The organism is Agromyces molybdatiresistens, from assembly GCF_052748445.2.
Window position 1 is genome coordinate 3,851,019 of the sequence record NZ_CM188258.1, and the last position, 25,162, is coordinate 3,876,180.

Below are 25,162 nucleotides of genomic sequence, written 5' to 3' on the forward strand. Positions count from 1 at the left end.
GGCGACGGTGCTGCACGCGATCACTTTAGGTGCACGGATGTCGGTGACTCCATGTTTCGCCCCGCATGACGTCGAAAGAGCGGCCGTTCTTTCGAGAATCGGAAAGTGGACGATCGCGTGCGGGGCACGCTACGCGAACTCGGCTCGGAAGAGATGCATCGGGAGGGAGACCCCCTTCAGTTCCGCCGGGCCGACGTCGCGGAAGACGATCCCGCGTTCGTCGCCCGCCTCGGCGACGACCTGGGTGACGAGCACCTCGCCGGGACGTGCGTAGTCGGCGATGCGGGAGGCGAGGTTCACCGTCTGACCGAAGTAGTCGCCCTGCTGGTACAGCACAGGTCCGGAATGGAGGCCGACGTGGGCGGGCGGAAGTCCGGCGCTCGTGAGCTCGTCCACCATCTCGAGCCCCGCCCGCACGGCGGGCCCCGGCTCCCGGAAGTGGAACATCACCCCGTCGCCCAGCCACTTGATGGGCTTGCCGCCGTGTCGCACCGATCCGCGCTGCACGAGACGCGCCAGCGTCGCCGCGAGGTCGGCGGCCGCCTCGTCGCCGCGTTCCTGGGTGAGCCGCGTGTACCCGGTGATGTCGAAGAAGCAGATGGCCGGCGGACGGTCGAGGTGGCTGTGGATGCCCGCCTTCGCCATGAGCACCTCGAACCCCTCGATGATGTTGGCGGTCCACGCGCGCGCCTGCTGCGCGTGGTAGAGCCCCAGCACCGCCTGCTCGGCGAGCGGAGCGCTCCGGTCGGCGAACTCGGGGTTCGCGATCTCGTCGGGCCCCTTGCCGGCGGCGATCGCGGGATCGACGACCTCGGAGTTCCACCATGCTCCCTCGGCCTCGGCCATGCGCCGCGTGCTCTCGCCGTGCACCCGGAGCAGACGCTCGATCGCCGTCGGCCGGAACCCCTCGGCGAACTGCAGCTCGAGGAACGGCACGACCGCCAGCTCGTCCTCGCGCATCGGGTCGTCGGGCGCGGGCGGCGGCGACCCGATCGCCTCCCGGATGGTGGTCAGGAGCTCGAGCGGCACGCCGGTGCGCTCGCTGACCTGCTGGAAGGTCTCGCCCGCGAGCGGGGCGAATCGCTCGTACGCCTCGGCGTCGAGGAATCCGACCGAGAGCGCACCGCGCTCGACCGCCGCGGCGACGCGTTCGATGGGGACCGCGGCATCCTCGAGCGATCGGGCGAGGAGGACCCGACGCACGTCGCCCGCCGAGAATCGACCCGGCTGGTCGGGTGCAACGATGCCGAGTTCGACCAGGCGATCGACGTACGGTCCGTCGACGCCGGCGCGTTCCGCCGCCTCGTCGCGTGAGAACCAGCTCACGCGGTTCAGCCTAGTCCGCTCGGTCGTCGACTGTTCGGATTCCGTGCAAGGCGTTCTACTATCGACCGAGTGCTCGCGGCAATCGCCCGGGCCTCGAGGCGACGGGAGGCCGGCAGTGGACGCCGTGGACGCAGCGAAACCGACCGCACCGGCCGGATCGCAGACGCTGAGCCGAGGCATCCGCGTGCTCGAGGTGCTCGCCGACGCCGACCGCAACCTGTCGATCGACGAGGTCGCCGCCGCCCTCGGCGTCCACCGCTCGGTGGCGTACCGACTCGTCCGCACGCTCGAGGAGCACGCGCTCGTCACGCGCGACGCCGCGGGGCGGCTCGCGCTCGGCACCGGGCTCGCCGCCCTCGCCGCCGGCGTCGCGCGCGACCTGCAGCAGGTCGCGCTGCCCGAGCTCACCGAGGTCGCGAACGAACTCGGAATGACCTGCCTCATCGCGGTGCTCGCCGACACCGAGGAGGCCGTCACGCTGCTCAGCGCGGCGCCCCGCCAGACCATGACGGTCGTGTCGTACCGACCGGGCCACCGGCACCCGATCACGCGGGGCGGGCCGGGCAAGGCGATCCTGCTCGCGATGCCCGAGAGCTCGTGGCCGGACGACGTGCCCGAGGCGCTCCGCGCCGAGATCGCCGAGAGCCGGGCGCGCGGGTATGCGCTCAGCCACGACGAGGTGGTGCCGTCGCTCCGATCGGTCGCGGTTCCGCTCACCCTCCCGGGCCAGCCGCCGGCGGCCATCGCGGTGATCCACGTGTCGATGCCGCGGCCGGAGGCGGAGATCGCCGAGCGGCTCGCCGCCGCGGCGCGCGCGGTGTCCCGCAGCTACGGGGCCTGATCGCGCCGGCGCGGCGACGGGTCGACTGCTCGGGGCGGGGCCTGCGCTCAGCGGCTGACGAGATCGCCCTCGACGGTCGCGTCGGCCGGAGCACCCGCCGCCGCCCGCTGCGGCAGCAGGTGCTGCCGGAAGAAATCCGCGAGCTCGTCGGTCGCCGTGAGCGGCAGGATGTGGGCGACGTACTGGTCGGGACGCACCACGACGACGGCGCCGTCGCGTGAGATGCCCCGCTCCTCGAAGATGTCGGTGGGGCACCACGCGCTCGGCCCGGCCGCGAACACCTTCTCCCAGTCCATGAGCGCGAGCGGCCCGGTCCTCGGCCGGAACACCTCCGGCGCGGCCATGATGTCGACGTCCTCGTGCGGCTGCTGGTAGACCACCTTGACGTCGAACACGGCGTCGACGTCCGACCCGTCCGGCGTGTACCGCGCGAGCGGGGCATCGGGCGACGACATCCACTCGGCCCAGTCCGCGAGAGCGGATGCCTCGCCGGCGGCGGGCGCGTCGGCGAACGCGTAGATCCGCCACCGTCCGTCGGCCTTCGCGTGGTGGCCCAGGTGCACGACGTTGCCGTCGCACACGAGCGACACCGGGGAGGACTTGAAGCGCATGCCGATCGGGAACCCGGTGGCGAGCGCCTGGTGCGCCCCGTCGCCGGTGATCATCGACGGGCCGTAGTGCGTCATGAACCCCGATGGGAACTCGGCGGTACCGAGGTAGTGCTTCGCCAGTTCCTGCGGGTCCGAGATCTCCTCCGGCTTGCGCGCCATGAGCGAGGACCATTCGCGGTCGAAGTCGATCAATTGCTGCGCGACCGGCTGCCGTTCGGCCGAATAGGTCGCGAGCAGTTCGGCGGGTGCCCGGCCGGTGACGACCGAGCCGAGCTTCCACCCCAGGTTGAACCCGTCCTGCATCGAGACGTTCATGCCCTGCCCGGCCTTCGCGCTGTGCGTGTGGCACGCGTCACCGGTGAGGAACACCCGCGGAGCGGCATCCGCGCCCTCTTCGCGGTCGTCGAAGTGGTCGGTGACCCGATGACCGACCTCGTAGACGCTGAACCAGGCGACGTTGCGCACGTCGAGCGTGTACGGGTTCAGGATGTCGTTCGCCTTGGCGATGATCGTCTCGATCGGCGTCTTGCGCACCTCGTGGTGGTCATCCTCGGCCACCTCGCCGAGGTCGATATACATGCGGCAGAGGTACCCGCCTTCGCGGGGGATGTGCAGGATGTTGCCCGCGACCGAGTTGATCGCGCACTTCGTGCGCCAGTCGGGGAAGTCGGTGTTCACGACCACGTCCATGACGCCCCACGCGTGCGCCGAGATGCCTCCGACGTGCCTGCGGCCGATCGCCTCGCGCACCCCGCTGCGGGCGCCGTCGGAGCCCACGACGTACTTGGCGCGCACAGTGCGCTCCTCGCCGGCACGCTCGCCCGCGGTGTGGCGTACTCGGACTTCGACGGGGTATTCGCCCGCGGACTCGGAGCCCTCGTCGTGCACGGTGAGTCCGGTGAACTCGACGCCGTAGTCGGGCACGATGCGCCCCGGCCCGATGGCGGCGGCTTCGGCGAAGTAGTCGAGCACGCGCGCCTGGTTGACGATGAGGTGCGGGAACTCGCTGATCTTGTATCCGTAGTCCTCCGTGCGGGAGGTCCGGATGATCTTCGTCGGGTCAGCCGGGTCGGGGCCCCAGAAGTTCATGTACCCGATGTTGTAGGCCTCGGCGATGATGCGTTCGGCGAACCCGAACGCCTGGAACGTCTCGACGCTGCGCGGCTGGATGCCGTCGGCCTGGCCGAGCACGAGTCGCCCGTCACGGCGTTCGATGACGCGGGTGACGACGTCGGGGTACTGCGAGAGCTGCGCGCCGAGCAGCATGCCGGCCGGGCCCGAGCCGACGACGAGCACGTCGACCTCGTCGGGAAGTTCGTCGGGCCGGTCGATGCCGACGCCGGCAGCGGGCTGCACGCGCGGGTCGCCGGAGACGTATCCGTGGTGGTGGAACTGCACGTGGTGCTCCTCACGTCGTCGTGGGGGGATGGATCCCGTGGTGTTCGATATGCGAATTGCTCATTCCGATATCGTGCGAGGTCATGGTAGGCCGGGATCCGTCCGTGCGCAAACAGGGCGTTCGGCGGGAACGACGGGCAGCACGAAGGGGCCGGCATTCACCGTGCCCGGCCCCTTCGTCGTCGGAGTCCCGTCAGCCCTGGCCCTTCGGACCGCAGCCGCCCCACATCCCGTGGCGGTCGGGAGCGACGTCATCGATGACGAGCACCTCGCCGTCGAGCGTCACGATAAAGGCCGTGTCCCCGTCGAAGGAGAGCGAGGTGGGTCGGTCGAGCCCGTCGACGACGACCTCGAACGTCCCGCCGCCGCCGATGCGGAGCAACTCCCCGCTGTCCGGCAGTCCGGGGCTCCCGGGTTCCACGTCGCCGGGCGAGTCTCCCTGCGACAGCGCATAGAAGCCGCACGCGGCCGCCTCGACGTCCACGACGAGGCTCGCGCCGGAGGCGATCTCCCGGGTGACCGTGGTCTCCGGGTCGAGCGAGACCACCCTGCCGGTGGCGGGATCGTGCGGGATCGGACCGGTTTCCGCGATGAGCACGCTCGAGCCGACCACCTGCATGCCCGTCGGCACGACGTTGCCGTACTGGACGACCTCGCTGATGCCCCCGTCCGTTCCGACGTGCAGGACTCGGTTGTGGTGTCCGTCCGCCACGAGGAATCCATCGCCGTACGGCACGAATGCGTACTGCACCCCGCTCGGGACGAAGTAGTCGGCGTCGGGCGGATTGTCGATCGACCACTGCGCGGTGTCGGCGATCAGGGTGACGTCGTCGATGCCGTCGATGCGGTAGACGCCGCCGACACCGGTCCCGCCGACCTCGGGGCCGACGACGCTGATCAGTGCGTACGCCGTCTCGCCGACGAAGGCGACGTCGAACACGCCGCCCGGGCCGGTCACCGGCAACCCTGTCGTGAACGGGCTCACCGCTCCGGTCGCCGTGTCGATCCGCACGACCTCTCCACCGGCACGATCTGCGACGTACAGCGCCCCGTCGGGGCCGATCGTGCTGCCGATCGGGCCGGTGAGGCCATCGGCGAGCAGTTCGACTTCGGGCTCGGCGCCGCCCGGCGGACTCGCGTTCGCCGTCGCCGGCACCAGCGCCGACGCGAATGCGAGTGCGAGTGTCGCGGCGATGGTCGCCGCTCGGTTGCGTTCCATTTCGTGATCCCCCCATCCAGGTCGAAACATGGGGACATCGCCGGATCGGGGCGATTCCCCTCTCCGCCCGGCGCCGATGGCGGGGCTGCGCCGAAGCGGCACGCGCCCAGCATCCTCCTGCGCTCCGACAAACGCAAGGATTTCTCACTTATGGAGCGGTGGGCTCAGCTCGCCGTCCGGTCGGCTGACTCGACGAGCGTCGGCAGCGCCCGCTCGATCATTCCCATGGTCGCGGTCAGCGAGATGCGGAAGTGCGCGCGCTGGTCGAACAGCGTCCCCGGCATGAGGAAGACGCCGCGCTCGGCGAGCGCACCGCAGAACGCCGCGGAATCTCCCCCCGGCGCCCGCCCCCACAGGTAGAACGTGCCCTCGGGCCTGGTGAGCGTGTACCCCGCGTCGTGGAGCGCGCCGTACATGCGATCCCGCTTGCGGGTGAGCTCGGCGAGGTCGATCGACACGTGCTCGAGGTCGGGGACGGAGTACTGCATGAGCGCGTCGGGGAACCCCCAGCCGATCGCGAGTTGCAGCGGCATGCAGGCCGCGCGGAGCGCGCTGCGGTCCGCCGGTTCCAGGAGCGGCGAGATCGCGAGGTAACCGAGCCGCTGGCCGGGGGCCAGCAGCACCTTGCCGAAGCTGTAGTCGATCAGCGTCCACGGATACGAGCCGGCGGGGCTCGCGAACCCGATCCCGTCGAAGCGGATCCGGCGATATGGCTCGTCTGACAGCAGCCAGATCCGGCGACCGTGTCGACGGGATGCCTCGTCGAGGACCTCCGCGAGCGCGTCCCAGGTCTCCTTCGGGTACACGCGCCCGGTGGGGTTCGCCGGCGAGTTCACGATCACCACGCGCGTGCTCGGCGTGATGGCCCGCGCGATCTCGTCGACGTCGAGGCTGAAGTCGACCGGCGCGAGCGGCGCGCCGACGGGCACGAGGTTCGCCGCGTGCAGCATGGGCGCGTAGCAGAACCACCCGGGGACGGGGATGACGACCTCGTCGCCGGCATCCGTCAGCATGGCCAGCGCGAGCTGGATGGCGCCGAACGCGCCCTGCGTCATCGCGACGTCGTCGGGCTCGAAGTCGAGGCCGAGCTCGCGCCGCAGGCCCTCGGCGACGGCCTCCTGGGCGCTGCGCTCGCTCGTCTTGTAGGCGAACCAGTCCACCGACCTCGGCTCGAGGTGCGCCCGCATCGCGTGGGTCAGCCCCGACAGCGCCATCTCGTGCGGGTTGCCGAACGTGAAGTCGAGCGCGTCGGGGTCGTCCGCTCCCTGGATGCTCGCGAAGAACGACGTCACCGTCGCGACGGAGTCCCTCGCTTCGGTGGCTCGTGTGGACAGGACCATGTCGACCGCCTCTCGGCTTCACTTCGTCACGGGTCGGTGCCAGCATCCCAACCGCGGCACCCGGGCGTCAATCGCCGGTTCACCGGGCGGCTCTGGCCGCCGCGGGCGAAGGCGCGTACGGTTCAGCCCATGGGGAAGCTCATCGAGAACCTGGCGGAATCGGTCCCCTCGTGGGGCGCACGCGTGGCCTACGGCGAGAAGACCACGGTCGACGGACAGGAGGCGGTGCCCGTCGCGTTCGTCGTCTTCGGCTTCGGAGCGGGCGAGGGTTCGGGCGACATGCCCGAGGCCGGCAAGAACTTCGCGGGTCACGGCGAGGGCAGCGGCGGAGGCGGAGGCGGGTTCGCCGTACCGATCGGCGCCTACATCACCGGACCCGACGGCCTCCGCTTCCGGCCGAACACGATCGCGCTGGCGGTCGCCGCGGTGCCGCTCGTCTCCGCCATCGGCGGGGCGCTGGCGCTGATCGTCGGCGCGGCGCGCTACGGCCGCGCGCGCTGACCACCGCGGCACGCTCCAGCCCCTTCGAGGGTCGGCGCGAGCGAGCGCGCGGCCCGTCGGGGACGGGCCGCGCGCGGTGGGGGCAGCTCGGCTAGACCTGCACCATGTCGGCGAACCGCGAGAAGTGGCCGTGGAACGCCACCGTCACGGTGCGGGTCGGGCCGTTGCGGTGCTTGGCGACGATGAGGTCGGCCTCGCCCGCGCGCGGGCTGTCGCGCTCGTAGGCCGACTCGCGGTGGAGCAGGATCACCATGTCGGCGTCCTGCTCGATCGAACCCGACTCGCGGAGGTCTGAGAGCGCCGGCATCTTGTCGGCGCGCTGCTCGGGACCACGGTTCAGCTGCGAGAGGGCGAGCACCGGCACCTGGAGCTCCTTCGCGAGGAGCTTCAGGGCACGCGAGAACTCCGAGACCTCCTGCTGGCGGCTCTCGACGCGCTTGCCGCTCGTCATGAGCTGCAGGTAGTCGATGACGACCATCTTGAGGCCCACGCGCTGCTTGAGCCGTCGGCACTTGGCCCGGATCTCGACGAGCGTCATGTTGGGGGAGTCGTCGATGTAGAGCGGCGCGTCGTTGATGCGGCCTCGCGTCGAGGCGATCGTGGTCCAGTCGCGGCTGTCGACGGTGCCCTTGCGCATGTTCTGCAGGGGCACGGATGCCTCGGCCGACAGCAGTCGCATGGCGATCTCGCTGCGCCCCATCTCGAGCGAGAAGAAGATCGTGGGCAGGTCGTGCGTGATCGCCGCGGAACGCGCGAAGTCGAGCGCGAGCGTCGACTTCCCCATCGCGGGACGCGCGGCGACGATGATCATCTGGCCCGGGTGGAACCCGTTGGTGAGGTCGTCGAGGTCGGCGAACCCGGTCGGGACGCCGGTCATCTTGCCGTCGGTGTGCTTCGCAGCCTCGATCTCGTCGATCGCCGTGCCGATGGCATCCGTCAGCGGGACGTAGTCCTCGCTCTCGACCGAGCCGGTCACCGAGTAGATCTCGGCCTGGGCGTTGTTGACGAGTTCGACGACCTCGCCCTCGCCCGCGTAGCCCATCTGCACGATGCGCGTGCCGGCCTCGACGAGGCGACGGAGCAGCGCTCGTTCGGCGACGATCGAGGCGTAGTAGCCGGCGTTCGCCGCCGTCGGCACGAGGCTGGTGAGCGTGTGCAGGTATTCGACGCCGCCCGCTCGCTGCAGTTCGCCGGACTTGGTCAGCTCGTCGGTGACCGCGATCACGTCGGTCGGCTCGCCGTGCGAGTACAGGGCGAGGATCGCATTGAACACGACCTCGTGCTTGGGCACGTAGAAGTCGACGCCGCGGAGCGTCTCGATGACGTCGGCCACCGCGTCCTTCGAGAGCATCATGCCGCCGAGCGCACTCTGCTCCGCGAGGAGATCGTGCGGAGGGGTGCGCTCGCCCCGCCGTGCGTCGGGGTCGTCGACGGGTTCGGCGATCCCGATGTGCGCGATCGACACGTGCTACCTCCGCTCACCCGCCGGGCATGTTCCATCGCCCCGCGACCAGTCTGCTCGGACCCCCCGACACCTCGTCGAACGGCTCTGGCGGGGCCCCTTCACGGCGTCATTCCGAAGGAGACTGACTCACCATAAGGAAGGGGTCCCGACAGCACAAGCCAGCCTGTGGATAACTCTGTGGAGTACGTGGGCGAAACGCCGCGGAACATGTGCACAGCTCCTGTGGAGAACTGTGGAATTCTTGTGAATGACACGGCGTGAATTCAACTCCGACCTGCGGTTTCTCGAATCCACACCTGTGGGGGGAAAATTCTTCCGTTTCCCCCCCGCCGACTCGTCCGTCCTGTGTACAAACCTGAGGACAGCACCCCAAAGTGTGGACTTGCGAGGCCCCTCTCGACGGGTGTAGTGCACAGGTCGGAATGCCCCCGATCGACGCCGGTGCGCGCGGCCCGTCGGCGTCCATCCGCAAGGCCCGCAGACGACGACGCGGCGAGGGGCACATGCCCCCCGCCGCGCCCTGCGTCGGAAGCGACTACTTCGCCGCGACCACCTGGAGGGTGATCGTCGCGGTGACCTCGTCGCGCAGCTTGACGGTGACCTCGTGGTCGCCGACCGACTTCACCGGAGCGGTGAACTCGACCTTGCGCTTGTCGATCTCGCCGAGGCCCGCGTCGGCGACCGCGGCCGCGACATCAGCCGGCTTGACCGAGCCGAAGAGGCGGCCGCCGAGGCCGGCCTTGACGGCCAGCTTGACCTTGCCCGACTCGAGCTTGGCCTTGAGGCCCTGCGCGTCCTCGAGGGAGTGCAGCTCGCGCGCGGCGCGCGCGGCCTTGATCTGGTCGACCTGCTTCTGGCCGCCACGGGTCCACGGGGTCGCGAAGCCCTGGGGGACGAGGTAGTTACGGGCGTACCCGTTCTTGACCTCGACCACGTCGCCGGCCTCGCCGAGACCCGAGACCTCGTGCGTGAGGATGATCTTTGCCATTGTCGTGCTCCTTAGCGGCCGGAGCCCGAGTAGGGCAGGAGCGCCATCTCGCGCGCGTTCTTCACGGCGCGGGCGATGAGGCGCTGCTCCTGCACGGAGACACCGGTGATGCGACGGGCACGGATCTTGCCGCGCTCCGAGATGAACTTCCGAAGGGTCGCGACATCCTTGTAGTCGATGACGCCGACCTTGACGGACTTCGCGGGGGCGGCGTTCTTCGCGCCCTTGCCGCCGCGAGGCTTGCGGCGGTCGCCGCTGCTCTTTCCAGCCATTGATCTTTCCTGTCGTGTGTGAGTTCTGGTTGCGAGCGGATGCCACGTGGCATCCGCCGCCGGCCGTCAGGCCTTAGAAGGGCGTCTCGTCGCCGTAGTTGGTGCCCGGGGTGTTCCAGACGTCGCCGCCGCCGCCCGAGGACTGCTGCGCAGGAGCGCTGGGCGCCCACGCGTCGTCGGACTGCTGGCCGCCCCCGAAGGAGCCGCCTCCGCCGACGCCGCGGTTGGACTGGGCGCGCGTCACGGACGCGGTGGCGTAGCGCAGGCTCGGGCCGATCTCGTCGACCTCGAGCTCGATGGTGGTGCGCTTCTCGCCCTCCTTCGTCTCGTAGGAGCGCTGCTTGAGACGTCCGGAAGCGATGACCCGGGTTCCCTTGGTGAGCGATCCCGCGACGTGCTCGGCGAATTCACGCCAGCAGCTCGCACGCAGGAAGAGGGCCTCGCCGTCCTTCCACTCGTTCGCCTGACGGTCGAACGTGCGGGGCGTCGACGCGATCGTGAAGTTCGCGACAGCCAGCCCGCTCTGCGTGTAGCGCAGCTCGGGGTCGGCGGTGAGGTTGCCCACCACGGTGATGACGGTCTCGCCGGCCATGAGGACTAGGCGTCCTTCTTGGCGGAGGCCTTCGCGGCGGCGGCGGCCTTCTTGGCGGCCTTCGCCTCCTCGGCCTTCTTCGCGGCGGCGACCTGGGCGATGCCCTCCTCGGCGCGGAGCACCTTGGTGCGCATGACGGCCTCGCTGAGGTTCAGCTGGCGGTCGAGCTCATTGGTGGTCGCGGACTCGGCGGTGAAGTCGACGACGGCGTAGATGCCCTCGGACTTCTTGTCGATCTCGTAGGCCAGGCGACGCTTGCCCCAGATGTCGACGTTGTCGACGGTGCCGCCGTCCTTGCGGATGACGTTGAGGAACTTGTCGAGGCTCGGAGCAACGGTGCGCTCGTCGATCGACGGATCGAGGATGACCATCAGCTCGTACTGGTGCATGACAGACCCACCTCCTTCGGACTCAGCGGTCACAGACGGTCTGTGACAGGAGGGTGTACATGCGTCGTACTGCGGAGGCCCGGACTCGGGCACGCAGACAACCTTCACATCGTAACGGATGCCGCGCTCCCGCGCACATCCGCGCTCCCGCTGCCTTCGCCCCCTCCGCTCGCCCCCTGCCCCCTGCCCCCCCGCCCCCGCCCGCCGAGCTCGCGGGGTCACTTCGCGACATCCCTCGGTCGACCGACCCCGAGATCCGTCGCAGAATGACCCCCGGAGTTCAGGGGAAGCGCCTCGGTCGGACGATCGGCAGTCCCGCATCGAGGAGAAGCGCGCGGAGCCGCGTCGGTGACCGCGCGACCGACCAGTCCCACCGGACCTCGGACCTCCTGTAGCGACTCCGGATCCGGTCGGATCGCTTCTTCTCGTCGAGGATCACGCGCTCGATGGTGCGCCCCGAACGGTAGTCGGGATCCAAGTACTTGAGGTCGCCGTCGAACTCGCCGAACAACGCGAACTCGGGCCAGTCGAAGTCCGTCCGGTCGATGCCGCCGTCGAGGCGCGGGAACTCGGCCTGGAGGACCGGCGCCGGGAACCCGATGAGATGCATCTGACCACGGCTCAGCGATTCGCCCACCGATTCCGAGCGCGCATCGGCGAACTCGATCGCGGAGACCGCATCGCGTGAGCCCGTGCGCCGGTGACGTCCGAGCACCTGGAGGAGCACGGCCCGGTCGACCGGGGACGCCTTGCCGAGCCGCCCGCCGAGCGCCGCATCGAGCGCCGTCACCGCACCGACGAAGTCCCGCGTACAGGCGAGATCGATCAGGGTCTGCGCGAGCCCGGTCACGAGGTAGCCGCCGAGTTCGACCACCTCCTCCACGTCGAACGGCGTCCGACGCCACCGCACGCCGTTCCTCGAGCGCGGGAACGTCCCGCGCCGATCGGCAAGGTCGACCGAGTCGGGGCGACGGCCGAGGTGCGGGATGCCCCAGATCGCCGCAGCCGCCTCATGGGTCAGCACGACCCGGTCTCTCCTCGTGTTCACGACGGCCGCGATCCTCGTCAGGTATCGGCTCACGTCCGAGGCGTCCGACCAGGCGGCTCGGCCGGCGACGACGCCCGCACGGACCCTGGTCAGACGACCCGCTCCGACGTCGCGTTGCAGCGTCCTCGCACCGGTGACTCCCTGGCCCGCCGACCTGACGTACCCGAGTGGCAGCTCCCGCATGCGGACGAGGGTGTCGCCTTGCCAACACTCCGTCAGCGCGACGCCGCTCGTCGTGTGGATCGCTCGGCCTCGGTTGGTGATGTGGAGGAGGCGGTCCGCGTCCCGGGGGTCACTTCGCGCCGGCACCTCGGCGTCGGCGGCCGCGCGCTGACGCGAAACGACCCCGCGAGCGGCAGGACCGGCAGAGGGGCCAGGGCGGGCAGCGCGGGCAGGGCGGGCAGGGTGGGCAGAGGGGCCAGCGCGGGCAGCGCGGGCAGGGCGGGCAGCGCGGGCAGGGGGAGGGAAGCGGAAGCGGGCGGCGGGTCAGGCGGAGGGGCCGCGAGCGGCCCACCAGGCGAGCAGGCGCTCGCGCGCGGCATCCGGCCCGATCGGGCCCTCGTCGAGGCGCACGTCGAGCAGGTGCCTGTACGCCTCGCCGACGAGGGGCCCGGGGCGGATGCCGAGGATCTGCATGATCTGCTGCCCGTCGAGCTCGGGCCGGACGGCGGCGAGCTCCTCCTCCTCGGCGAGCCGCGCGATGCGCTCCTCGAGGTCGTCGTACGCGAACCCGAGGCGGTCGGCCTTCCGGCGGTTGCGCGTCGTGACATCCGCCCGCGTCAGGATGTGCAGCCGTTCGAGCTGGTCGCCCGCGTCGCGCACGTACCGCCGCACGGCGGAGTCGGACCACGCGCCATCCGTGTACCCGAAGAAGCGCAGGTGCAGCTCGATGAGTCGCGCGACCGCCCTGATCGTGTCGTTGTCGAAGCGGAGCTCGCGCAGCCGCTTCTTCGCCAGCTTCGCGCCGACCATGTCGTGGTGGTGGAACGACACGGCGCCGCCGGACTCGAGGCGGCGGGTCGCGGGCTTGCCGATGTCGTGCAGGAGCGCCGCGAGGCGCACCACGAGGTCGGGGGAGTCGAGCACGCCGCGAGACACCTCGTAGTCGATGGCCTGGTCGAGCACGGTCAGGCTGTGCTCGTAGACGTCCTTGTGGTGGTGGTGCTCGTCGATCTCGAGGCGCAGGGCCGGGATCTCGGGGAGCACGCGCGCGGCGATGCCGCTGTCGACGAGCAGGCGGATGCCGCGGCTCGCCGCGCCCGTGGAGAGCAGCTTCGACAGCTCGTCGCGGACCCGCTCGGCGGAGATGCGGTCGATCTCGGGCGCGAGGGCGGACATCGCGGCGAGCGTGTCCGTCTCGACCTCGAACCCGAGTTGCGCCGCGAAGCGCGCCGCCCGCATCATGCGGAGCGGGTCGTCGCCGAACGAGACCTCGGGGGCGGCGGGCGTGCGCAGCACCCGGCCGATGAGGTCCTCGACGCCGCCCGAGGGGTCGACGAGCGTGCGCTGCGGCAGGCGCAGGGCGAGCGCGTTGACCGTGAAGTCCCGGCGCACGAGGTCGTCCTCGAGCGACGTGCCGAACACGACCTCGGGCTTGCGCGAGGTGCCGTCGTACGCGTCGGCCCGGTACGTGGTGACCTCGACGGTGTGGCCGTGCACGATCGCACCGATGGTGCCGAAGGCGCGGCCGATGTCCCAGTGCGCCTCGGCGACGGGCTTCACGACGGCGAGGATCTCGTCGGGCGTCGCATCCGTCGTGAAGTCGAGGTCGTTCGTCGTCCGGCCGAGGAACGCGTCGCGGACGGGTCCGCCGACGAGGGCGAGCTCGTGACCGGCCGCCCGGAAGGCGTCGGCGAGCGTGGCGACCGTCGGCGAGGCCGCCAGACCCGCGAGCCGGTCGAGGGCCTCCGCGACACTCTGCATTGCTCCATGTTAGGCAGCGCGGCGTCCGAGCCGCGGCCCGCGACCCTTCGACGGCGCGACGGCGCCCCGGGGACGGCCCCGCGACCTCCCGGGTCGCTCACCGTAGAATCGCCTCCATGCCGGCCGAGTCGACCCCCCATCGACGCCTGCGCCGACTCCTCGCCCTCATCTCCGCCGGGGCCGCGACCGCGGCCCTCGCGTTCGCCGGGGCGGTCGCGCCCCTCGACGGTCCGGCCGGTCCCGCGGCCGCCCGTGCGGCCGAGCCCGTCGCCGGAGTCAGCCTGAGCGTCGCTCCCGCCGACGGCACGGTCGTGACGGCCGGCGCGCCGATCGACGTGGTCGTCGAGATCGTCAACGGCGGAGAGACGGCGGTGGAGGCCGGCACCCTCTCGCTCGGCGTCGCCCCGTCGGGGCTCGACGACGCAGCCGGGCTCGACGCCTGGGCGAGCGACGGCGGGCTGCCTCCGTCCGCCCGGACCGTGTTCGAACGCGCCACCGCCGCCCTGCCGGTCGGTGCCGTCACGACGCTCGAGTTCACGCTCCCCGCGAACGCGACCGACGCCGCCGACCCGGCGATCGGCCTCGCCGCATCGCTCGAGGCGGCCGGGGCGGATGTCGCGGGCGGCACGACGGCCGTCGCGAACGCGCTCGTCGACGACGACGACCGTCCCGGGCTCGCACTCGCGTACCCGTTGACGGTGCCCGTGGACGAGGGCGGCATCATCTCCGCCGACCGGCTGGAGTCGTGGACCGGTCCCGCCGGCCTGCTCACCCGCCAGCTCGACGCCGTCGCGGGCGCCGGGGTCGCGGTCGGCCTCGATCCCCGCATCCCGCTGTCCGTGCGGGTGCTCGGCTCGTCGGCCCCGGAGTCCGCGGTCGACTGGCTCGAGTCGCTCGCGCTGATGCCGAACGAGGTGTTCCCGCTCGCGTACGCCGACGCCGACCTCGCGGCGCAGTCGCAGGCGGGCCTCGACGCGCCGCTCGAGCCGATCGGGTTCACGGACCTCATCGACCCGGCGAGCTTCGCCGAGCCGCAGGGCCCCGCCGGTGCGACGACCTCGCCCGGCGAGACGCCGACCGACGAGGACCTCCTCGCTTGGGACTTCACGCGCACCGACGTCGCCTGGCCGGCCGATGACACCGTGGCATCCGGCGACCTCGATCGGTTCGCGATCGGCGGCCTGACCACGGCGATCCTCGCACCGGGCAACGTCGAACCCGGTCGCGACGGCGCCAACGCCGCCTCGACCGTCGACGGTCGCGGCGCGGTCGTCGCCGACGCCCGGCTGCAGACGCCCCTGCGGCTCGCTGCCGCCGCGCAGACCGACGCCGAGTGGCGGAGTGCGACCTCTCGCCTGCTGGCCGAGCTCGCCGTCGGCGCGGGCGAGGGTGCGGGTGCGGGCACGACCCTCCTCGGAACGTTCGCCCGATCGGCCGGTGCCGAGGCGGACCGCGTCGCCGACACGCTCGCCGCCCTCGCAGGCTCATCCTGGTCGCGGACCGCGACGCTGGCCGAGGCGGTCGGCGCACCGCCGGCGTCCCGGACGCTCGTCTCGTTGCCGGAGGACGCCCAGCGCCTCGAGAACGTCCAGCGGCTGCTCAGCGCCGAAGTCGCGGTCGACGAGTTCTCCGACGTGCTCGACGACCCGACCCTGCTCACCGCGCCGACGCGCCGCGACCTGCTCGGCCTCCTCTCGGTCGGCTGGCTCGACCAGCCCGCGGAGTGGACCGAGGCCGTCGGCCGTTGGCTCGTCGACCAGCGCGCGATCACCGACTCGGTCTCGGTCGTGCCGACGAGCAGCGTGCTCGTGGTCGCGAGCGAGACGGGCATCCCCATCACGATCCAGAACGACCTGCCCTACCCGGTGAACGTCGTCGTCACGGTGGACCCGTCGAACGGCCGTCTGCTCGTGGAGGACACCGTCGAGGCGACCGTCGAGGGCGAGAGCCGGCGCACGGTGCAGGTGCCCGTCGCGGCCGGGGTCGGCAGCGGCGAGGTCGACCTCGAGGTCTCGCTCGCCTCGCCCGACGGCACGCCGCTCGGCTCGATCGTGGCCATCCCCGCGAACGTGCACGCCGACTGGGAGGGCGTGGGCGCGACGATCCTCGCCGTGCTCGCCGTGGTCGTCTTCGGCGTGGGCATCGTCCGCACCATCCTGCGCCGCCGTCGTCGGGGCGCTGAGGCGACGACGGATGCCGCGGCCGGCGCGACGTCCGCCGAGCCCGCCGAGCCCGCCGAGCCCGCCGATCCCGCCGAGCCCGCCGACCGCCGCCCGGAGGACCCCTCGAATGGCTGACGACCGCATCGCCCGGGCGAGCCTGTTCCTCGCGTCGGGCACGATCGTCTCCCGCCTCCTCGGGTTCCTGAAGGCGATCGTCCTCGCGGCGACGATCGGCGTCGTCGGCTCGGCGAGCGCCGACGCGTTCGCCGTGGCGAACGGCCTGCCGAACACGGTCTACGTGATCGTCGCGGGCGGGGTGCTCTCGGCGGTGCTCGTCCCGCAGATCGTGCGGGCGAGCGCCCACGCCGACGGCGGCAGCGCGTACATCAACAAGCTCGTCACGCTCGCGCTCGTCGTGATCGGCGCGGCGACGGTGGTCGCCACGGCGCTCGCACCCGTGCTCGCCTGGATCTACGGCGGCAGCTTCCCGCCCGACACGCTGGCGCTCGCGACCGCGTTCGCGTTCTGGTGCCTTCCGCAGATCTTCTTCTACGGCCTGTACACGCTGCTCGGCGAGGTGCTCAACGCGCGCCGCAGCTTCGGTCCGTTCACGTGGGTTCCGGTCCTGAACAACGTCGTCGCGCTCATCGGCCTCGTGGTGTTCGGGTTCGCCTTCGGCTTCGACCCCGACGGCACGCGGACGGCGGCGGACTGGACGCCGGGCATGATCGCCCTGCTCGCAGGCTCGGCGACCCTCGGCATCGCCGCCCAGGCCGTCGTCCTGTTCTGGTTCTGGCGCCGGATCGGCCTGCGCTACCGCCCCGACTTCCGCTGGCGCGGGGTCGGGCTGCGATCGGCCGGCCGCATGGCGGCCTGGACGTTCGGGATGCTGCTGCTCACCACCTTCGCCGGGATCGTGCAGACACGGGTCGCCGCAACGGCCTCGGAGCAGGGCGCGTCGGTCGCCGCGATCGAGAACGCGTGGCTCATCTTCATGCTCCCGCACTCCGTGATCACCGTCTCGATCGCGACCGCCTACTTCACGCGGATGAGCGAGCACGCGCGCGACGGTTTCCTCGATCGGGTCCGAGACGACCTGTCGGGCGCGGTCCGCGCCGTGGCCCTGATCCTCGTGCTCGCGTCCGCGGTGCTCGTCGTCGTCGCCTACCCGTTCGCGGCCGTGTTCCAGCCCGGGAACCTCGCGAACGCATCGGCCCTCGGCAACGTCATCATCGCCTTCGCGATCGGGCTCGTCGGCTTCAGCATCCTGTTCGTGGTGCAGCGCACGTTCTACGCGCTCGGCGACACGCGCACGCCGTTCATCTTCACGCTCGTGCAGGTCGTCGTCTTCACCGCGCTCGCCCTGACCGCGCTGCTCCTCCCGGTGGAGTGGACGGCGGTCGGCGTCGCCCTCGCGACCACCATCTCCGGCACGGTGCAGCTCGGGCTCGCCGTGGTGCTCCTCAGGCCGAAGCTCGCGCGTCTCGACGCGAAGCGCGTGCTCGCGAGCCTCGCTCGCGACATCGCCGCCGTCCTCGTCCCGGTCGCCGCGGGATTCGCGATCGTGTGGGCGCTCGGCGCGTTCGAACCGGGCGGGTTCGCCGTCGCCGACCGCTGGGGCGCGATCGTCGTCATGGCCATCGCGGGCACGGTCATGGCGGTGCTCTACTTCGGCATCCTGTGGCTCCTGCGCTCGCCCGAGCTCCGCGGCTTCGCCGGCCCCGTTCTGGCCCGGTTGCGCCGACGGTGACGGCGGATGACGCGGGGCGGGAGCCTGCGGCATCCGCTCGCCCCCTCGCGAGACTGTGACCCGCCTGCGAGCGCCCGACGCGCCGGAATAGGCGCCGCCTAGACTGTGTTCACCATGTCGTGGCATCCGCTGAGTAGGATGCCGCGGGCATCGTACGGAACGACAGGAGCGGGTTTGCGCGACATCATCATCATCGGGTCGGGGCCAGCGGGCTTCACCGCCGCCATCTACGCGGCCCGCGCCGAACTGAAGCCGCTGCTCGTCGCCTCTTCCGTCGAGATCGGCGGCGAGCTGATGAACACGACCGAGGTCGAGAACTTCCCCGGTTTCCCCGAGGGCATCATGGGCCCCGATCTCATGGGCAAGATGCAGGCGCAGGCCGAGCGCTTCGGTACCGAGGTCGTCTACGACGACGTGGTGGAGCTGGACGTCGACGGCCCCGTCAAGCGCGTCAAGCTGGGCAACGGCGGTGAGCACGAGGCGAAGGCGATCATCTTCGCGACCGGCTCCGCCTACCGCAAGCTCGGTCTCCCCGAGGAGGAGCGCCTCTCGGGTCACGGCCTCTCGTGGTGCGCGACGTGCGACGGGTTCTTCTTCCGCGAGAAGACGATCGCGGTCGTCGGCGGCGGCGACTCGGCGATGGAGGAGGCCACGTTCCTCACGCGCTTCGCCGACAAGGTCTACGTGATCCACCGCCGCGACCAGCTCAAGGCGTCGAAGATCATGCAGCAGCGCGCGTTCGACAACCCCAAGATCGAGTTCGTCTGGAACGCCGAGGTCTCGGCCATCCACGGCGACACCGCCGTGACCGGTGTCACGCTCCGCGACACCGTCTCGGGCGACGTCAGCGCGCTCGACCTCGACGGACTGTTCGTCGCGATCGGCAACGACCCCCGCACGCACCTCGTGCACGGCAAGCTCGAGCTCACGGCCGAGGGCACGATCTCGGTCGACGGGCGCTCCTCGCGCACCTCGGTGCCGGGCGTGTTCGCCGCGGGCGACGTGATCGACCCGACTTACCGCCAGGCCGTGACCGCGGCCGGTTCCGGCACGGTCGCCGCCCTCGACGCGGAGCACTACCTCGCGGCCCTCGAGGACACGAACGACGAGCCCGTCGAGGCGTCCGCCGAGGCGGCGGAGGTCGACCACCTCGTCGCCGTCGACCTCGCCGACGTCTCCCGCTGACCAACCCCAGGAGTGGATGCCGACATCGACATACGTCGGCCTCACCCCTGACTTCGCTTCCACCTAAGGAGAATTCCATGACCGCACGTGCAGTGTCCGAGGCCACCTTCGAGCAGGAGGTCCTCCAGAACGACAAGGCCGTCCTCGTCGACTTCTGGGCCGAGTGGTGCGGCCCGTGTCGCGCGGTGAGCCCCATCCTCGACCAGATCGCGACCGAGCACTCCGACAAGCTCGACATCGTCAAGCTGAACGTCGACGAGAACCCCGGACTCGCCATGAAGTACCAGATCACCGCCATCCCGGCGATGAAGGTCTTCAAGGGCGGGGAGGTCGTCCGCACCGTGATCGGTGCGAAGCCCAAGCCGATCCTCGAGCAGGACCTCGCCGAGTTCATCGGCTGATCCGAGCGTCCCTCGTTCCCGGAGGCCCGTAACCACATTGCGTGGTTACGGGCCTCCGCCGCGTCCGGCGTCACTCGGCGGCATCCGGTTCGGGCGCCATCTCCGGGCTGGCTAGCATGGAAGGCCTGAGCAGAACGGAATCCAGCAGTGACCTCTGACGGAGTGCCCCAGCGGGCCGGCAACAACCTCGATCCGTGGTACGCGAACTACGCCGAGCGAGCCGCCGGCTTCGCCGCCTCCGAGGTGCGTGCGCTGTTCGCCGTGGCGTCCCGGCCCGAAGTCGTCTCGCTCGCCGGCGGCATGCCGTTCGTCTCAGCGCTGCCTCAGGAGCTCATCACGTCGGCCTTCGAGCGCACGATGCGCGAGCAGGGGCCGGTCGCCCTGCAGTACGGCTCCGGCCAGGGGATCCCGAAGCTGCGCGAGCACATCCTCGAGATCATGTCGCTCGAGGGCATCCGCGCCTCGGTCGACAATGTCGTGACCTCGACCGGATCGCAGCAGGCCCTCGACTTCGTCGCCAAGCTCTTCCTCGACCCGGGTGACGTGGTCCTCGCCGAGGCGCCGTCGTACGTCGGGGCGATGGGCGTCTTCCGCTCCTACCAGGCGTCGGTCGTGCACGTCGCCATGGACGACGAGGGGCTCATCCCCGAGGCGCTGCGCGAGACCATCGCGCACCTGCGCGGCCAGGGCCGCCGGATCAAGTTCCTCTACACGATCCCCAACTTCCACAACCCCGCCGGCGTGACGCTCTCCGCCGCCCGTCGGCCCGAGATCCTCGAGATCTGCCGCGCCAACGAGATCCTCGTGCTCGAGGACAACCCGTACGGCCTGCTGCACTTCGACGAGCCCGCCCCCGCCGCGCTCCGATCGATGGACCCCGAGGGCGTCATCTACCTCGGTTCGTTCTCGAAGACCCTCGCGCCCGGGTTCCGGGTCGGCTGGGCGCTCGCGCCGCACGCCATCCGCGAGAAGCTGATCCTCGCCGCCGAATCGGCGATCCTGTCGCCGTCCTCGTTCAGCCAACTCGTGGTCTCCGAGTACCTCTCGCAGGCCGACTGGCGCGGACAGATCGACGCCTTCCGCGGCGTCTACCGCGAGCGCAAGGACGCGATGATCGAAGCACTGGGGGAGTACCTGCCGCAGCTCTCGTGGACGAACCCGAACGGCGGGTTCTACGTCTGGGTGACGCTGCCGGACATGCTCGACTCGAAGCAGATGCTTCCCCGTGCGGTCCGCGAACTCGTCGCGTACACGCCCGGCACGGCGTTCTTCGCCGACGGACGCGGTCGGCACGCGATGCGGCTCTCGTTCTGCTACCCGACGCCCGACGCCATCCGGCTCGGCATCCGCCGTCTCGCCACGGTGGTCAACGGCGAACTCGACCTGCTCGACACGTTCGCCGGCACCGGCACGCTCCAGCTTCCCGATCGACCCGGCATCGAGCCGGCCCCGCCCACCGACCTGAAGTAGTGGAGAACCCCTGATCATGAGCGATTCCACCGGCCTCTCCGTCGTCGTGCTCGCCGGGGGCATCTCGCACGAACGCGATGTCTCGCTGCGGTCGGGGCGACGCGTGGCCGATGCCCTCGGCGAAGGCGGGCACCGCGTCGAACTCCGCGATCCCGACGCCGGCCTGCTCCCGTACCTGGCCGAGCATCGCCCCGACGTGGTGTTCCCCGCCCTGCACGGCTCGAGCGGTGAGGACGGCACGCTGCTCGAGCTGCTCGCCGCGCTCGGCATCCCGACGGTCGGATCGACCGGCGCGGCGGCACGTCGCGCATGGTCGAAGCCGGTCGCGAGCTCGCTGGTCGCCGGGGCCGGGGGAGCGGTGCCCGAGTCGATCGTGCTCTCGCACGAGGCCTTCCGCGAGCTGGGTGCCGCGAGCGTCCTGCGGGTCGTGCGCGAGGCGCTGCCTGGCGACCTCGTCGTGAAGCCCGGATCGGGCGGATCCGCCCAGGGCGTGACGATCGTCGAGGCGTCGGCCGACCTCCCCCGCGCGATGGTCGACGCGTTCACGTACGCCGACGTGGCCGTCGTGGAGCGTCGCGTGAGCGGGACCGAACTGGCGATCGCGATCGTCGAGACGGATGGCGCGGCTCGCGCCCTTCCGGCGGTCGAGATCGTGCCGTCCGCCGGCGTGTACTCGTTCCAGGCGCGCTACAACGCGGGGGAGACCACGTTCTTCTCTCCGTGCCGCCTCTCGGAGGAGGACGTGGAACGGGCCACCGCGGCGGCCCTCGGCGCACACCGCGTGCTCGGACTGCGCGACCTCTCGCGGGTCGACCTCATCGTCGACGACGAGGGCACGCCCTGGTTCCTCGAGGCGAACGTGCTGCCCGGACTCACCGAGACCTCGCTCGTCCCCCTCGCGATCGAGGCATCGGGGACGGACGCCTCGGAGTTCTACGACGGCCTGGTGCGCACGGCGGCACGCCGCGGAGCCTGAGACGCGCGGTCGGACACCCGGAGGCTCAGAGCCCGTCGAGGTTCTCGCCGAGCTCCGCCAGGATGCGACGGAGGTCCTGAACCGTCGCGAAATCTATGTTGATCTGGCCTTTCCGTGCGCCGAGAGAGATCTTCACCCGGGTGTCGAGACGGTCTCCGAGCCGCGTGGACAGGTCGTCGAGGAATTCCTGGCGCTTCCCCGCAGCGGGCTTCACGCGGGCCGGCTTCGGCGAGGCCGACACGATCGCCTCGGCCGCGCGAACCGAGAGGTCCTCGTTCACGATCTTGTCGGCGAGGCGCTGCATCGCCTCCGGGTCGCCCGCGGCGAGGATCGCCCTCGCGTGGCCGGCGCTCAGGACCCCGGCGGCGACCCGAATCTGGACCGGCTCGGGCAGCTTCAGCAGACGCAGCGTATTCGAGATCTGCGGACGTGACCGACCGATCCGCGCCGCGAGCTCCTCCTGCGTGATGCCGAAGTCGGCGAGGAGCTGCTGGTAGGCGGATGCCTCCTCGAGCGGGTTGAGCTGCGAGCGGTGGAGGTTCTCCAGGAGCGCGTCGCGGAGCATCGCCTCGTTCGCGGTGTCCTTGACGACCGCGGGGATCGAGTCGAGCCCGGCCGCCTTCGTCGCGCGAAGTCGACGCTCGCCCATGACGAGCTCGTACTTGCCCGGTACGTCGGGGTGGGGACGGACGACGATCGGCTGCAGGACGCCGAACTCGCGGACCGAGTGCACGAGTTCCTCGAGGTCTTCGGGGTCGAAGATCGATCGCGGCTGCTGCGCGTTCGGCACGATGTCGTCGGGGTCGAGCCGAGCGAGGTGTGCACCGGGGACCGTGACGAGGTTGGCCTCGACGGCGCTCTCGACCGCGGTGACCGCCGCCTTCGGTGCTTCGCTGTCAGGGAAGAACACGTCAACCGGCCGGTTCGCCCGCGGTGCTGCGTCCTCGGTGGTGGGGATCAGAGCGCCGATCCCACGCCCGAGCCCGGTGCGCTTGGTCGCCATCAGTTGGACTCCTTCTCGTCGGACGCATCCTGCGCCCCGCGCCACGCGATCTCAGCGGCCGCCTCGCGATAGGAGAGCGAACCGGTGGATGCGAAGTCGTAGCTGATCACGCTCTGCCCGTAGCTCGGCGCCTCCGAGACGCGCACCGAACGGGGGATGATCGTGTCGAGGGTCTGGGTGGGGAAGTGGTCGCGGACCTCCTGGGCGACCTGCTGCGCGAGGTTCGTGCGCGAGTCGTACATCGTCAGGAGGATCGTCGTGAGCCGCAGCTCGGGGTTGAGGTGGCGCTCGATGAGCTCGATGTTGCTCAGCAGCTGCGACAGGCCCTCGAGTGCGTAGTACTCGCACTGGATGGGGATGAGCACCTCGCGCGCCGCGACGAAGGCGTTGATGGTCAACAGCCCGAGGGACGGCGGGCAGTCGATGAACACGTAGTCGTACGGGCGCTCCATCGCTGCGAGATGCGCGTCGAGGGCGCGACGAAGCCGCTGCTCGCGGGCGACCAGGGAGACCAGCTCGATCTCCGCCCCGGCGAGGTGGATGGTCGCGGGGACGCAGTCGAGGTTCTCGTGCTCGGTCGACTTCTGGACCACGTCGGCGATCGGGAGGTCGGAGACGAGGACCTCGTAGACGCTCCGCAGTTCGGAACGGTGGTCCACGCCGAGTGCGGTGGACGCATTGCCCTGGGGGTCGAGGTCGACCACGAGGACATGTGCGCCCGCCCGGGCGAGCGCCGCGGCGAGGTTCACCGCCGACGTGGTCTTGCCCACGCCGCCCTTCTGGTTCGAGATCGTGAACACGCGCGTGTTCTCCGGCAGCGGCAGCACGGCCTGGTCGAGCGCGAGACGGCGCCGGGTCTCGTCGGCAAGCTGATCGGCCAGGGGAGTTCCTCCGTGTGATTCCAATGTTTCACGTGAAACCGACTCGTCGGGGTCGGCCACGACGGCGTGACTCGTCGCTGCGGCGTAGGGGTGGAATGCCGGGCCCGCGTGCTCGACGTCCTGGACCCCGGGCGCGATCTCCGGTTCATCACCCGCCACGACAGCATACGGCCCGAACGACCCGGATGCCGCGTCCGATCCGGCGCCGGGGACGGTCTCGGGCTCGTTCGTCGACGCCTCCGAGCCCCGCTCCACGTCATCCCCGGCCGCCGACTCGACCACGGCCGTCGGATGGTCGGGCACGGGCTCACTCCGCCCCGGGTCGGACACCGCCGGCCTGGACTCACGGGTGACTGGATCGTCATGCACCGGTCGCGGCTGGTGGAGGCTCGATACCGTCTCCGCTGTGGCGTCGCCCACGATCTCGCGGATGATGTCCTCGAGGAGCCTGTCGGCATCGCTGTGGGGGAGCGCCCTGCCCGTGGGAGAGGAATCCGGTGCAGCGTCCCCGGAGAGCGCTGCAGCGGTGGCGGCATCCCAGTCGTACCTGGTGGAGGCGCGTGGCCGCTCCACCTCCGATCGGGCGGGATCCTCCCTCTCCGGCGGCGCGAAGCGCGGTTCGTCCGCGGGAACGGACGCCACGGGCGGGTTCGTTCGCTCGACCGGCCCGGTCGGCGGCTCGGGCGATTCACCGGCATCCGGGCTCCGGGTATCGGCGCGGCGCGGCACGGGAGCCGCCGTAGGCCCCGACGTATCCCGGGGTTCCTCCGGCGGCGCCCACCTGCGGTCGGCTTCGGAATCGCGGGTCTCCGTCCGTGGGGTCATCGGTGCCCGCTCAGTGGGATCGACGACAGCGACGGGCTCCGACGGGCGAAGGAGCGAATCGAAGTCCGGTCGCGCGGATGCGTCGGCTGCTGCGCCACCCGAGGCGGTGTCCGATCGCCGCTGCGCCTCGTACGCCTCGAGGCGTGTGGGCTCGGGCCGGACGTCCTGCGGGGTGGATGGCCTCGGGTCGGCGTGGGGCTTCCTTCGCTGGAACCAGCCCCGGCCACCGTTCGCCATCTGCGCTCTCCTACCCCGTTCGCGATCGCGCTGGTCCTGCCGCGATCGTCTCCGACACCCAAGCCTAATCGCCGCATCGGACGCCCCCACGAGTCATCGCCGAGCATCCGCGACTCGCCCCGCGGATTCGCGCGAAGAGCACGCAGGGCCGCGCGGATCCACGCGGAGTTCCACGTGAGAGCGGATGGGAGGTGGTGCCCGATGCGGCCCGGTTCGCGTCCACGACGTCATCATGTTTCACGTGGAACATTCCTCGTCCCCGCGGGTCGCGAGGACCTTGCTCTTCGGCCCGGGCCGCGGCAGAGCTCCGGCGCGCTGCATCGGGCGATGATCACGCACAGGACGTAGGGGGAGTGCGA

At 70.9% G+C, this 25,162-nt stretch carries 21 protein-coding genes; 8 read left to right on the forward strand and 13 right to left on the reverse strand.

Going from position 1 to position 25,162, the window contains the following annotated elements:
* Positions 1-129 precede the first annotated feature (129 nt).
* On the reverse strand, positions 130-1,326 hold the full coding sequence (locus tag ACULK2_RS17875; RefSeq protein WP_445967799.1) for an adenylate/guanylate cyclase domain-containing protein: 1,197 nt from the start codon (positions 1,324-1,326) through the stop codon (positions 130-132).
* A gap of 115 nt (positions 1,327-1,441) precedes the next feature.
* Between ACULK2_RS17875 and ACULK2_RS17880 the strand changes: the two genes are divergently transcribed.
* A complete protein-coding gene (locus ACULK2_RS17880; RefSeq protein ID WP_445967798.1) occupies positions 1,442-2,167 on the forward strand; it encodes an IclR family transcriptional regulator in 726 nt (241 codons plus the stop codon).
* Positions 2,168-2,214: 47 nt separating this feature from the next.
* On the opposite strand, the gene ACULK2_RS17885 is transcribed toward ACULK2_RS17880, so the two are convergent.
* The 3 genes from ACULK2_RS17885 to ACULK2_RS17895 all read right to left on the reverse strand — a co-directional run bounded on the left by ACULK2_RS17885 (position 2,215) and on the right by ACULK2_RS17895 (position 6,735).
* On the reverse strand, positions 2,215-4,176 hold the full coding sequence (locus tag ACULK2_RS17885; protein WP_445967797.1) for an FAD-dependent monooxygenase: 1,962 nt from the start codon (positions 4,174-4,176) through the stop codon (positions 2,215-2,217).
* A gap of 193 nt (positions 4,177-4,369) precedes the next feature.
* Positions 4,370-5,395: a ScyD/ScyE family protein gene (locus ACULK2_RS17890; protein ID WP_445967796.1), complete on the reverse strand. Its 1,026-nt coding sequence runs from the start codon at positions 5,393-5,395 to the stop codon at positions 4,370-4,372.
* Positions 5,396-5,559: 164 nt separating this feature from the next.
* Positions 5,560-6,735, reverse strand: a complete 1,176-nt coding sequence (locus ACULK2_RS17895; protein WP_445967795.1) for an aminotransferase class I/II-fold pyridoxal phosphate-dependent enzyme — start codon at positions 6,733-6,735, stop codon at positions 5,560-5,562.
* Positions 6,736-6,864: 129 nt separating this feature from the next.
* Here ACULK2_RS17895 and ACULK2_RS17900 point away from each other — a divergent pair, with 129 nt between their 5' ends.
* The gene (locus ACULK2_RS17900; RefSeq protein ID WP_445967794.1) at positions 6,865-7,236 is read left to right on the forward strand and encodes a hypothetical protein; all 372 of its coding nucleotides are present in this window, start codon (positions 6,865-6,867) and stop codon (positions 7,234-7,236) included.
* A 91-nt stretch (positions 7,237-7,327) separates the two neighbouring features.
* On the opposite strand, the gene dnaB is transcribed toward ACULK2_RS17900, so the two are convergent.
* The 7 genes from dnaB to ACULK2_RS17935 all read right to left on the reverse strand — a co-directional run bounded on the left by dnaB (position 7,328) and on the right by ACULK2_RS17935 (position 13,913).
* Entirely contained in the window at positions 7,328-8,701 is a 1,374-nt protein-coding gene (gene dnaB / locus ACULK2_RS17905; protein WP_445967793.1) for a replicative DNA helicase, read from the reverse strand.
* 535 nt (positions 8,702-9,236) lie between these two features.
* Positions 9,237-9,689, reverse strand: a complete 453-nt coding sequence (gene rplI / locus ACULK2_RS17910) for a 50S ribosomal protein L9 (protein WP_445967792.1) — start codon at positions 9,687-9,689, stop codon at positions 9,237-9,239.
* 11 nt (positions 9,690-9,700) lie between these two features.
* On the reverse strand, positions 9,701-9,961 hold the full coding sequence (gene rpsR / locus ACULK2_RS17915; protein ID WP_067947514.1) for a 30S ribosomal protein S18: 261 nt from the start codon (positions 9,959-9,961) through the stop codon (positions 9,701-9,703).
* A 73-nt stretch (positions 9,962-10,034) separates the two neighbouring features.
* A complete protein-coding gene (locus ACULK2_RS17920; protein ID WP_445967791.1) occupies positions 10,035-10,553 on the reverse strand; it encodes a single-stranded DNA-binding protein in 519 nt (172 codons plus the stop codon).
* Between the two features lie 5 nt (positions 10,554-10,558).
* Complete coding sequence (rpsF, locus tag ACULK2_RS17925; RefSeq protein WP_445967790.1) at positions 10,559-10,942, reverse strand: 30S ribosomal protein S6; 384 nt, start codon at positions 10,940-10,942, stop codon at positions 10,559-10,561.
* Between the two features lie 280 nt (positions 10,943-11,222).
* The gene (locus tag ACULK2_RS17930) at positions 11,223-12,173 is read right to left on the reverse strand and encodes a hypothetical protein (RefSeq protein WP_445967789.1); all 951 of its coding nucleotides are present in this window, start codon (positions 12,171-12,173) and stop codon (positions 11,223-11,225) included.
* A 303-nt stretch (positions 12,174-12,476) separates the two neighbouring features.
* Complete coding sequence (locus tag ACULK2_RS17935) at positions 12,477-13,913, reverse strand: CCA tRNA nucleotidyltransferase (protein ID WP_445967788.1); 1,437 nt, start codon at positions 13,911-13,913, stop codon at positions 12,477-12,479.
* 116 nt (positions 13,914-14,029) lie between these two features.
* Here ACULK2_RS17935 and ACULK2_RS17940 point away from each other — a divergent pair, with 116 nt between their 5' ends.
* The 6 genes from ACULK2_RS17940 (at position 14,030) to ACULK2_RS17965 (ending at position 21,857) form a co-directional block, all read left to right on the forward strand.
* Complete coding sequence (locus tag ACULK2_RS17940; protein ID WP_445967787.1) at positions 14,030-16,210, forward strand: DUF6049 family protein; 2,181 nt, start codon at positions 14,030-14,032, stop codon at positions 16,208-16,210.
* A complete protein-coding gene (gene murJ / locus ACULK2_RS17945) occupies positions 16,203-17,825 on the forward strand; it encodes a murein biosynthesis integral membrane protein MurJ (protein ID WP_445967786.1) in 1,623 nt (540 codons plus the stop codon). Before ACULK2_RS17940 ends, murJ begins: the two co-directional genes overlap by 8 nt.
* A 174-nt stretch (positions 17,826-17,999) precedes the next feature.
* Positions 18,000-19,010 carry a thioredoxin-disulfide reductase gene (trxB, locus tag ACULK2_RS17950; RefSeq protein ID WP_445967785.1) on the forward strand — a complete coding sequence of 337 codons (1,011 nt, stop codon included), beginning with the start codon at positions 18,000-18,002 and terminating at the stop codon, positions 19,008-19,010.
* A gap of 77 nt (positions 19,011-19,087) precedes the next feature.
* On the forward strand, positions 19,088-19,411 hold the full coding sequence (gene trxA, locus ACULK2_RS17955; RefSeq protein ID WP_401000532.1) for a thioredoxin: 324 nt from the start codon (positions 19,088-19,090) through the stop codon (positions 19,409-19,411).
* Between the two features lie 147 nt (positions 19,412-19,558).
* Positions 19,559-20,881 (forward strand): aminotransferase-like domain-containing protein, encoded by a 1,323-nt coding sequence (locus tag ACULK2_RS17960; protein WP_445967784.1) that lies wholly within the window; start codon positions 19,559-19,561, stop codon positions 20,879-20,881.
* Between the two features lie 16 nt (positions 20,882-20,897).
* The gene (locus ACULK2_RS17965) at positions 20,898-21,857 is read left to right on the forward strand and encodes a D-alanine--D-alanine ligase family protein (RefSeq protein ID WP_445967783.1); all 960 of its coding nucleotides are present in this window, start codon (positions 20,898-20,900) and stop codon (positions 21,855-21,857) included.
* A gap of 25 nt (positions 21,858-21,882) precedes the next feature.
* On the opposite strand, the gene ACULK2_RS17970 is transcribed toward ACULK2_RS17965, so the two are convergent.
* Positions 21,883-22,860 carry a ParB/RepB/Spo0J family partition protein gene (locus tag ACULK2_RS17970; RefSeq protein WP_445967782.1) on the reverse strand — a complete coding sequence of 326 codons (978 nt, stop codon included), beginning with the start codon at positions 22,858-22,860 and terminating at the stop codon, positions 21,883-21,885.
* Positions 22,860-23,765: a ParA family protein gene (locus tag ACULK2_RS17975; protein WP_445968214.1), complete on the reverse strand. Its 906-nt coding sequence runs from the start codon at positions 23,763-23,765 to the stop codon at positions 22,860-22,862. The genes ACULK2_RS17970 and ACULK2_RS17975 overlap by 1 nt, the downstream gene beginning before the upstream one ends.
* Between the last annotated feature and the right edge of the window lie 1,397 nt (positions 23,766-25,162).

Bases quoted from the DNA above. Each gene is read 5' to 3' on its own strand.
- rpsF (WP_445967790.1), bottom strand. From the start codon at position 10,942: ATGCACCAGTACGAGCTGATGGTCATCCTCGATCCGTCGATCGACGAG.
- ACULK2_RS17965 (WP_445967783.1), top strand. From the start codon at position 20,898: ATGAGCGATTCCACCGGCCTCTCCGTCGTCGTGCTCGCCGGGGGCATC.
- murJ (WP_445967786.1), top strand. From the start codon at position 16,203: ATGGCTGACGACCGCATCGCCCGGGCGAGCCTGTTCCTCGCGTCGGGC.
- ACULK2_RS17930 (WP_445967789.1), bottom strand. From the start codon at position 12,173: ATGCGGGAGCTGCCACTCGGGTACGTCAGGTCGGCGGGCCAGGGAGTC.
- ACULK2_RS17970 (WP_445967782.1), bottom strand. From the start codon at position 22,860: ATGGCGACCAAGCGCACCGGGCTCGGGCGTGGGATCGGCGCTCTGATC.
- ACULK2_RS17900 (WP_445967794.1), top strand. From the start codon at position 6,865: ATGGGGAAGCTCATCGAGAACCTGGCGGAATCGGTCCCCTCGTGGGGC.
- ACULK2_RS17920 (WP_445967791.1), bottom strand. From the start codon at position 10,553: ATGGCCGGCGAGACCGTCATCACCGTGGTGGGCAACCTCACCGCCGAC.
- ACULK2_RS17890 (WP_445967796.1), bottom strand. From the start codon at position 5,395: ATGGAACGCAACCGAGCGGCGACCATCGCCGCGACACTCGCACTCGCA.
- ACULK2_RS17940 (WP_445967787.1), top strand. From the start codon at position 14,030: ATGCCGGCCGAGTCGACCCCCCATCGACGCCTGCGCCGACTCCTCGCC.
- trxA (WP_401000532.1), top strand. From the start codon at position 19,088: ATGACCGCACGTGCAGTGTCCGAGGCCACCTTCGAGCAGGAGGTCCTC.
- ACULK2_RS17935 (WP_445967788.1), bottom strand. From the start codon at position 13,913: ATGCAGAGTGTCGCGGAGGCCCTCGACCGGCTCGCGGGTCTGGCGGCC.
- rpsR (WP_067947514.1), bottom strand. From the start codon at position 9,961: ATGGCTGGAAAGAGCAGCGGCGACCGCCGCAAGCCTCGCGGCGGCAAG.
- rplI (WP_445967792.1), bottom strand. From the start codon at position 9,689: ATGGCAAAGATCATCCTCACGCACGAGGTCTCGGGTCTCGGCGAGGCC.
- ACULK2_RS17895 (WP_445967795.1), bottom strand. From the start codon at position 6,735: ATGGTCCTGTCCACACGAGCCACCGAAGCGAGGGACTCCGTCGCGACG.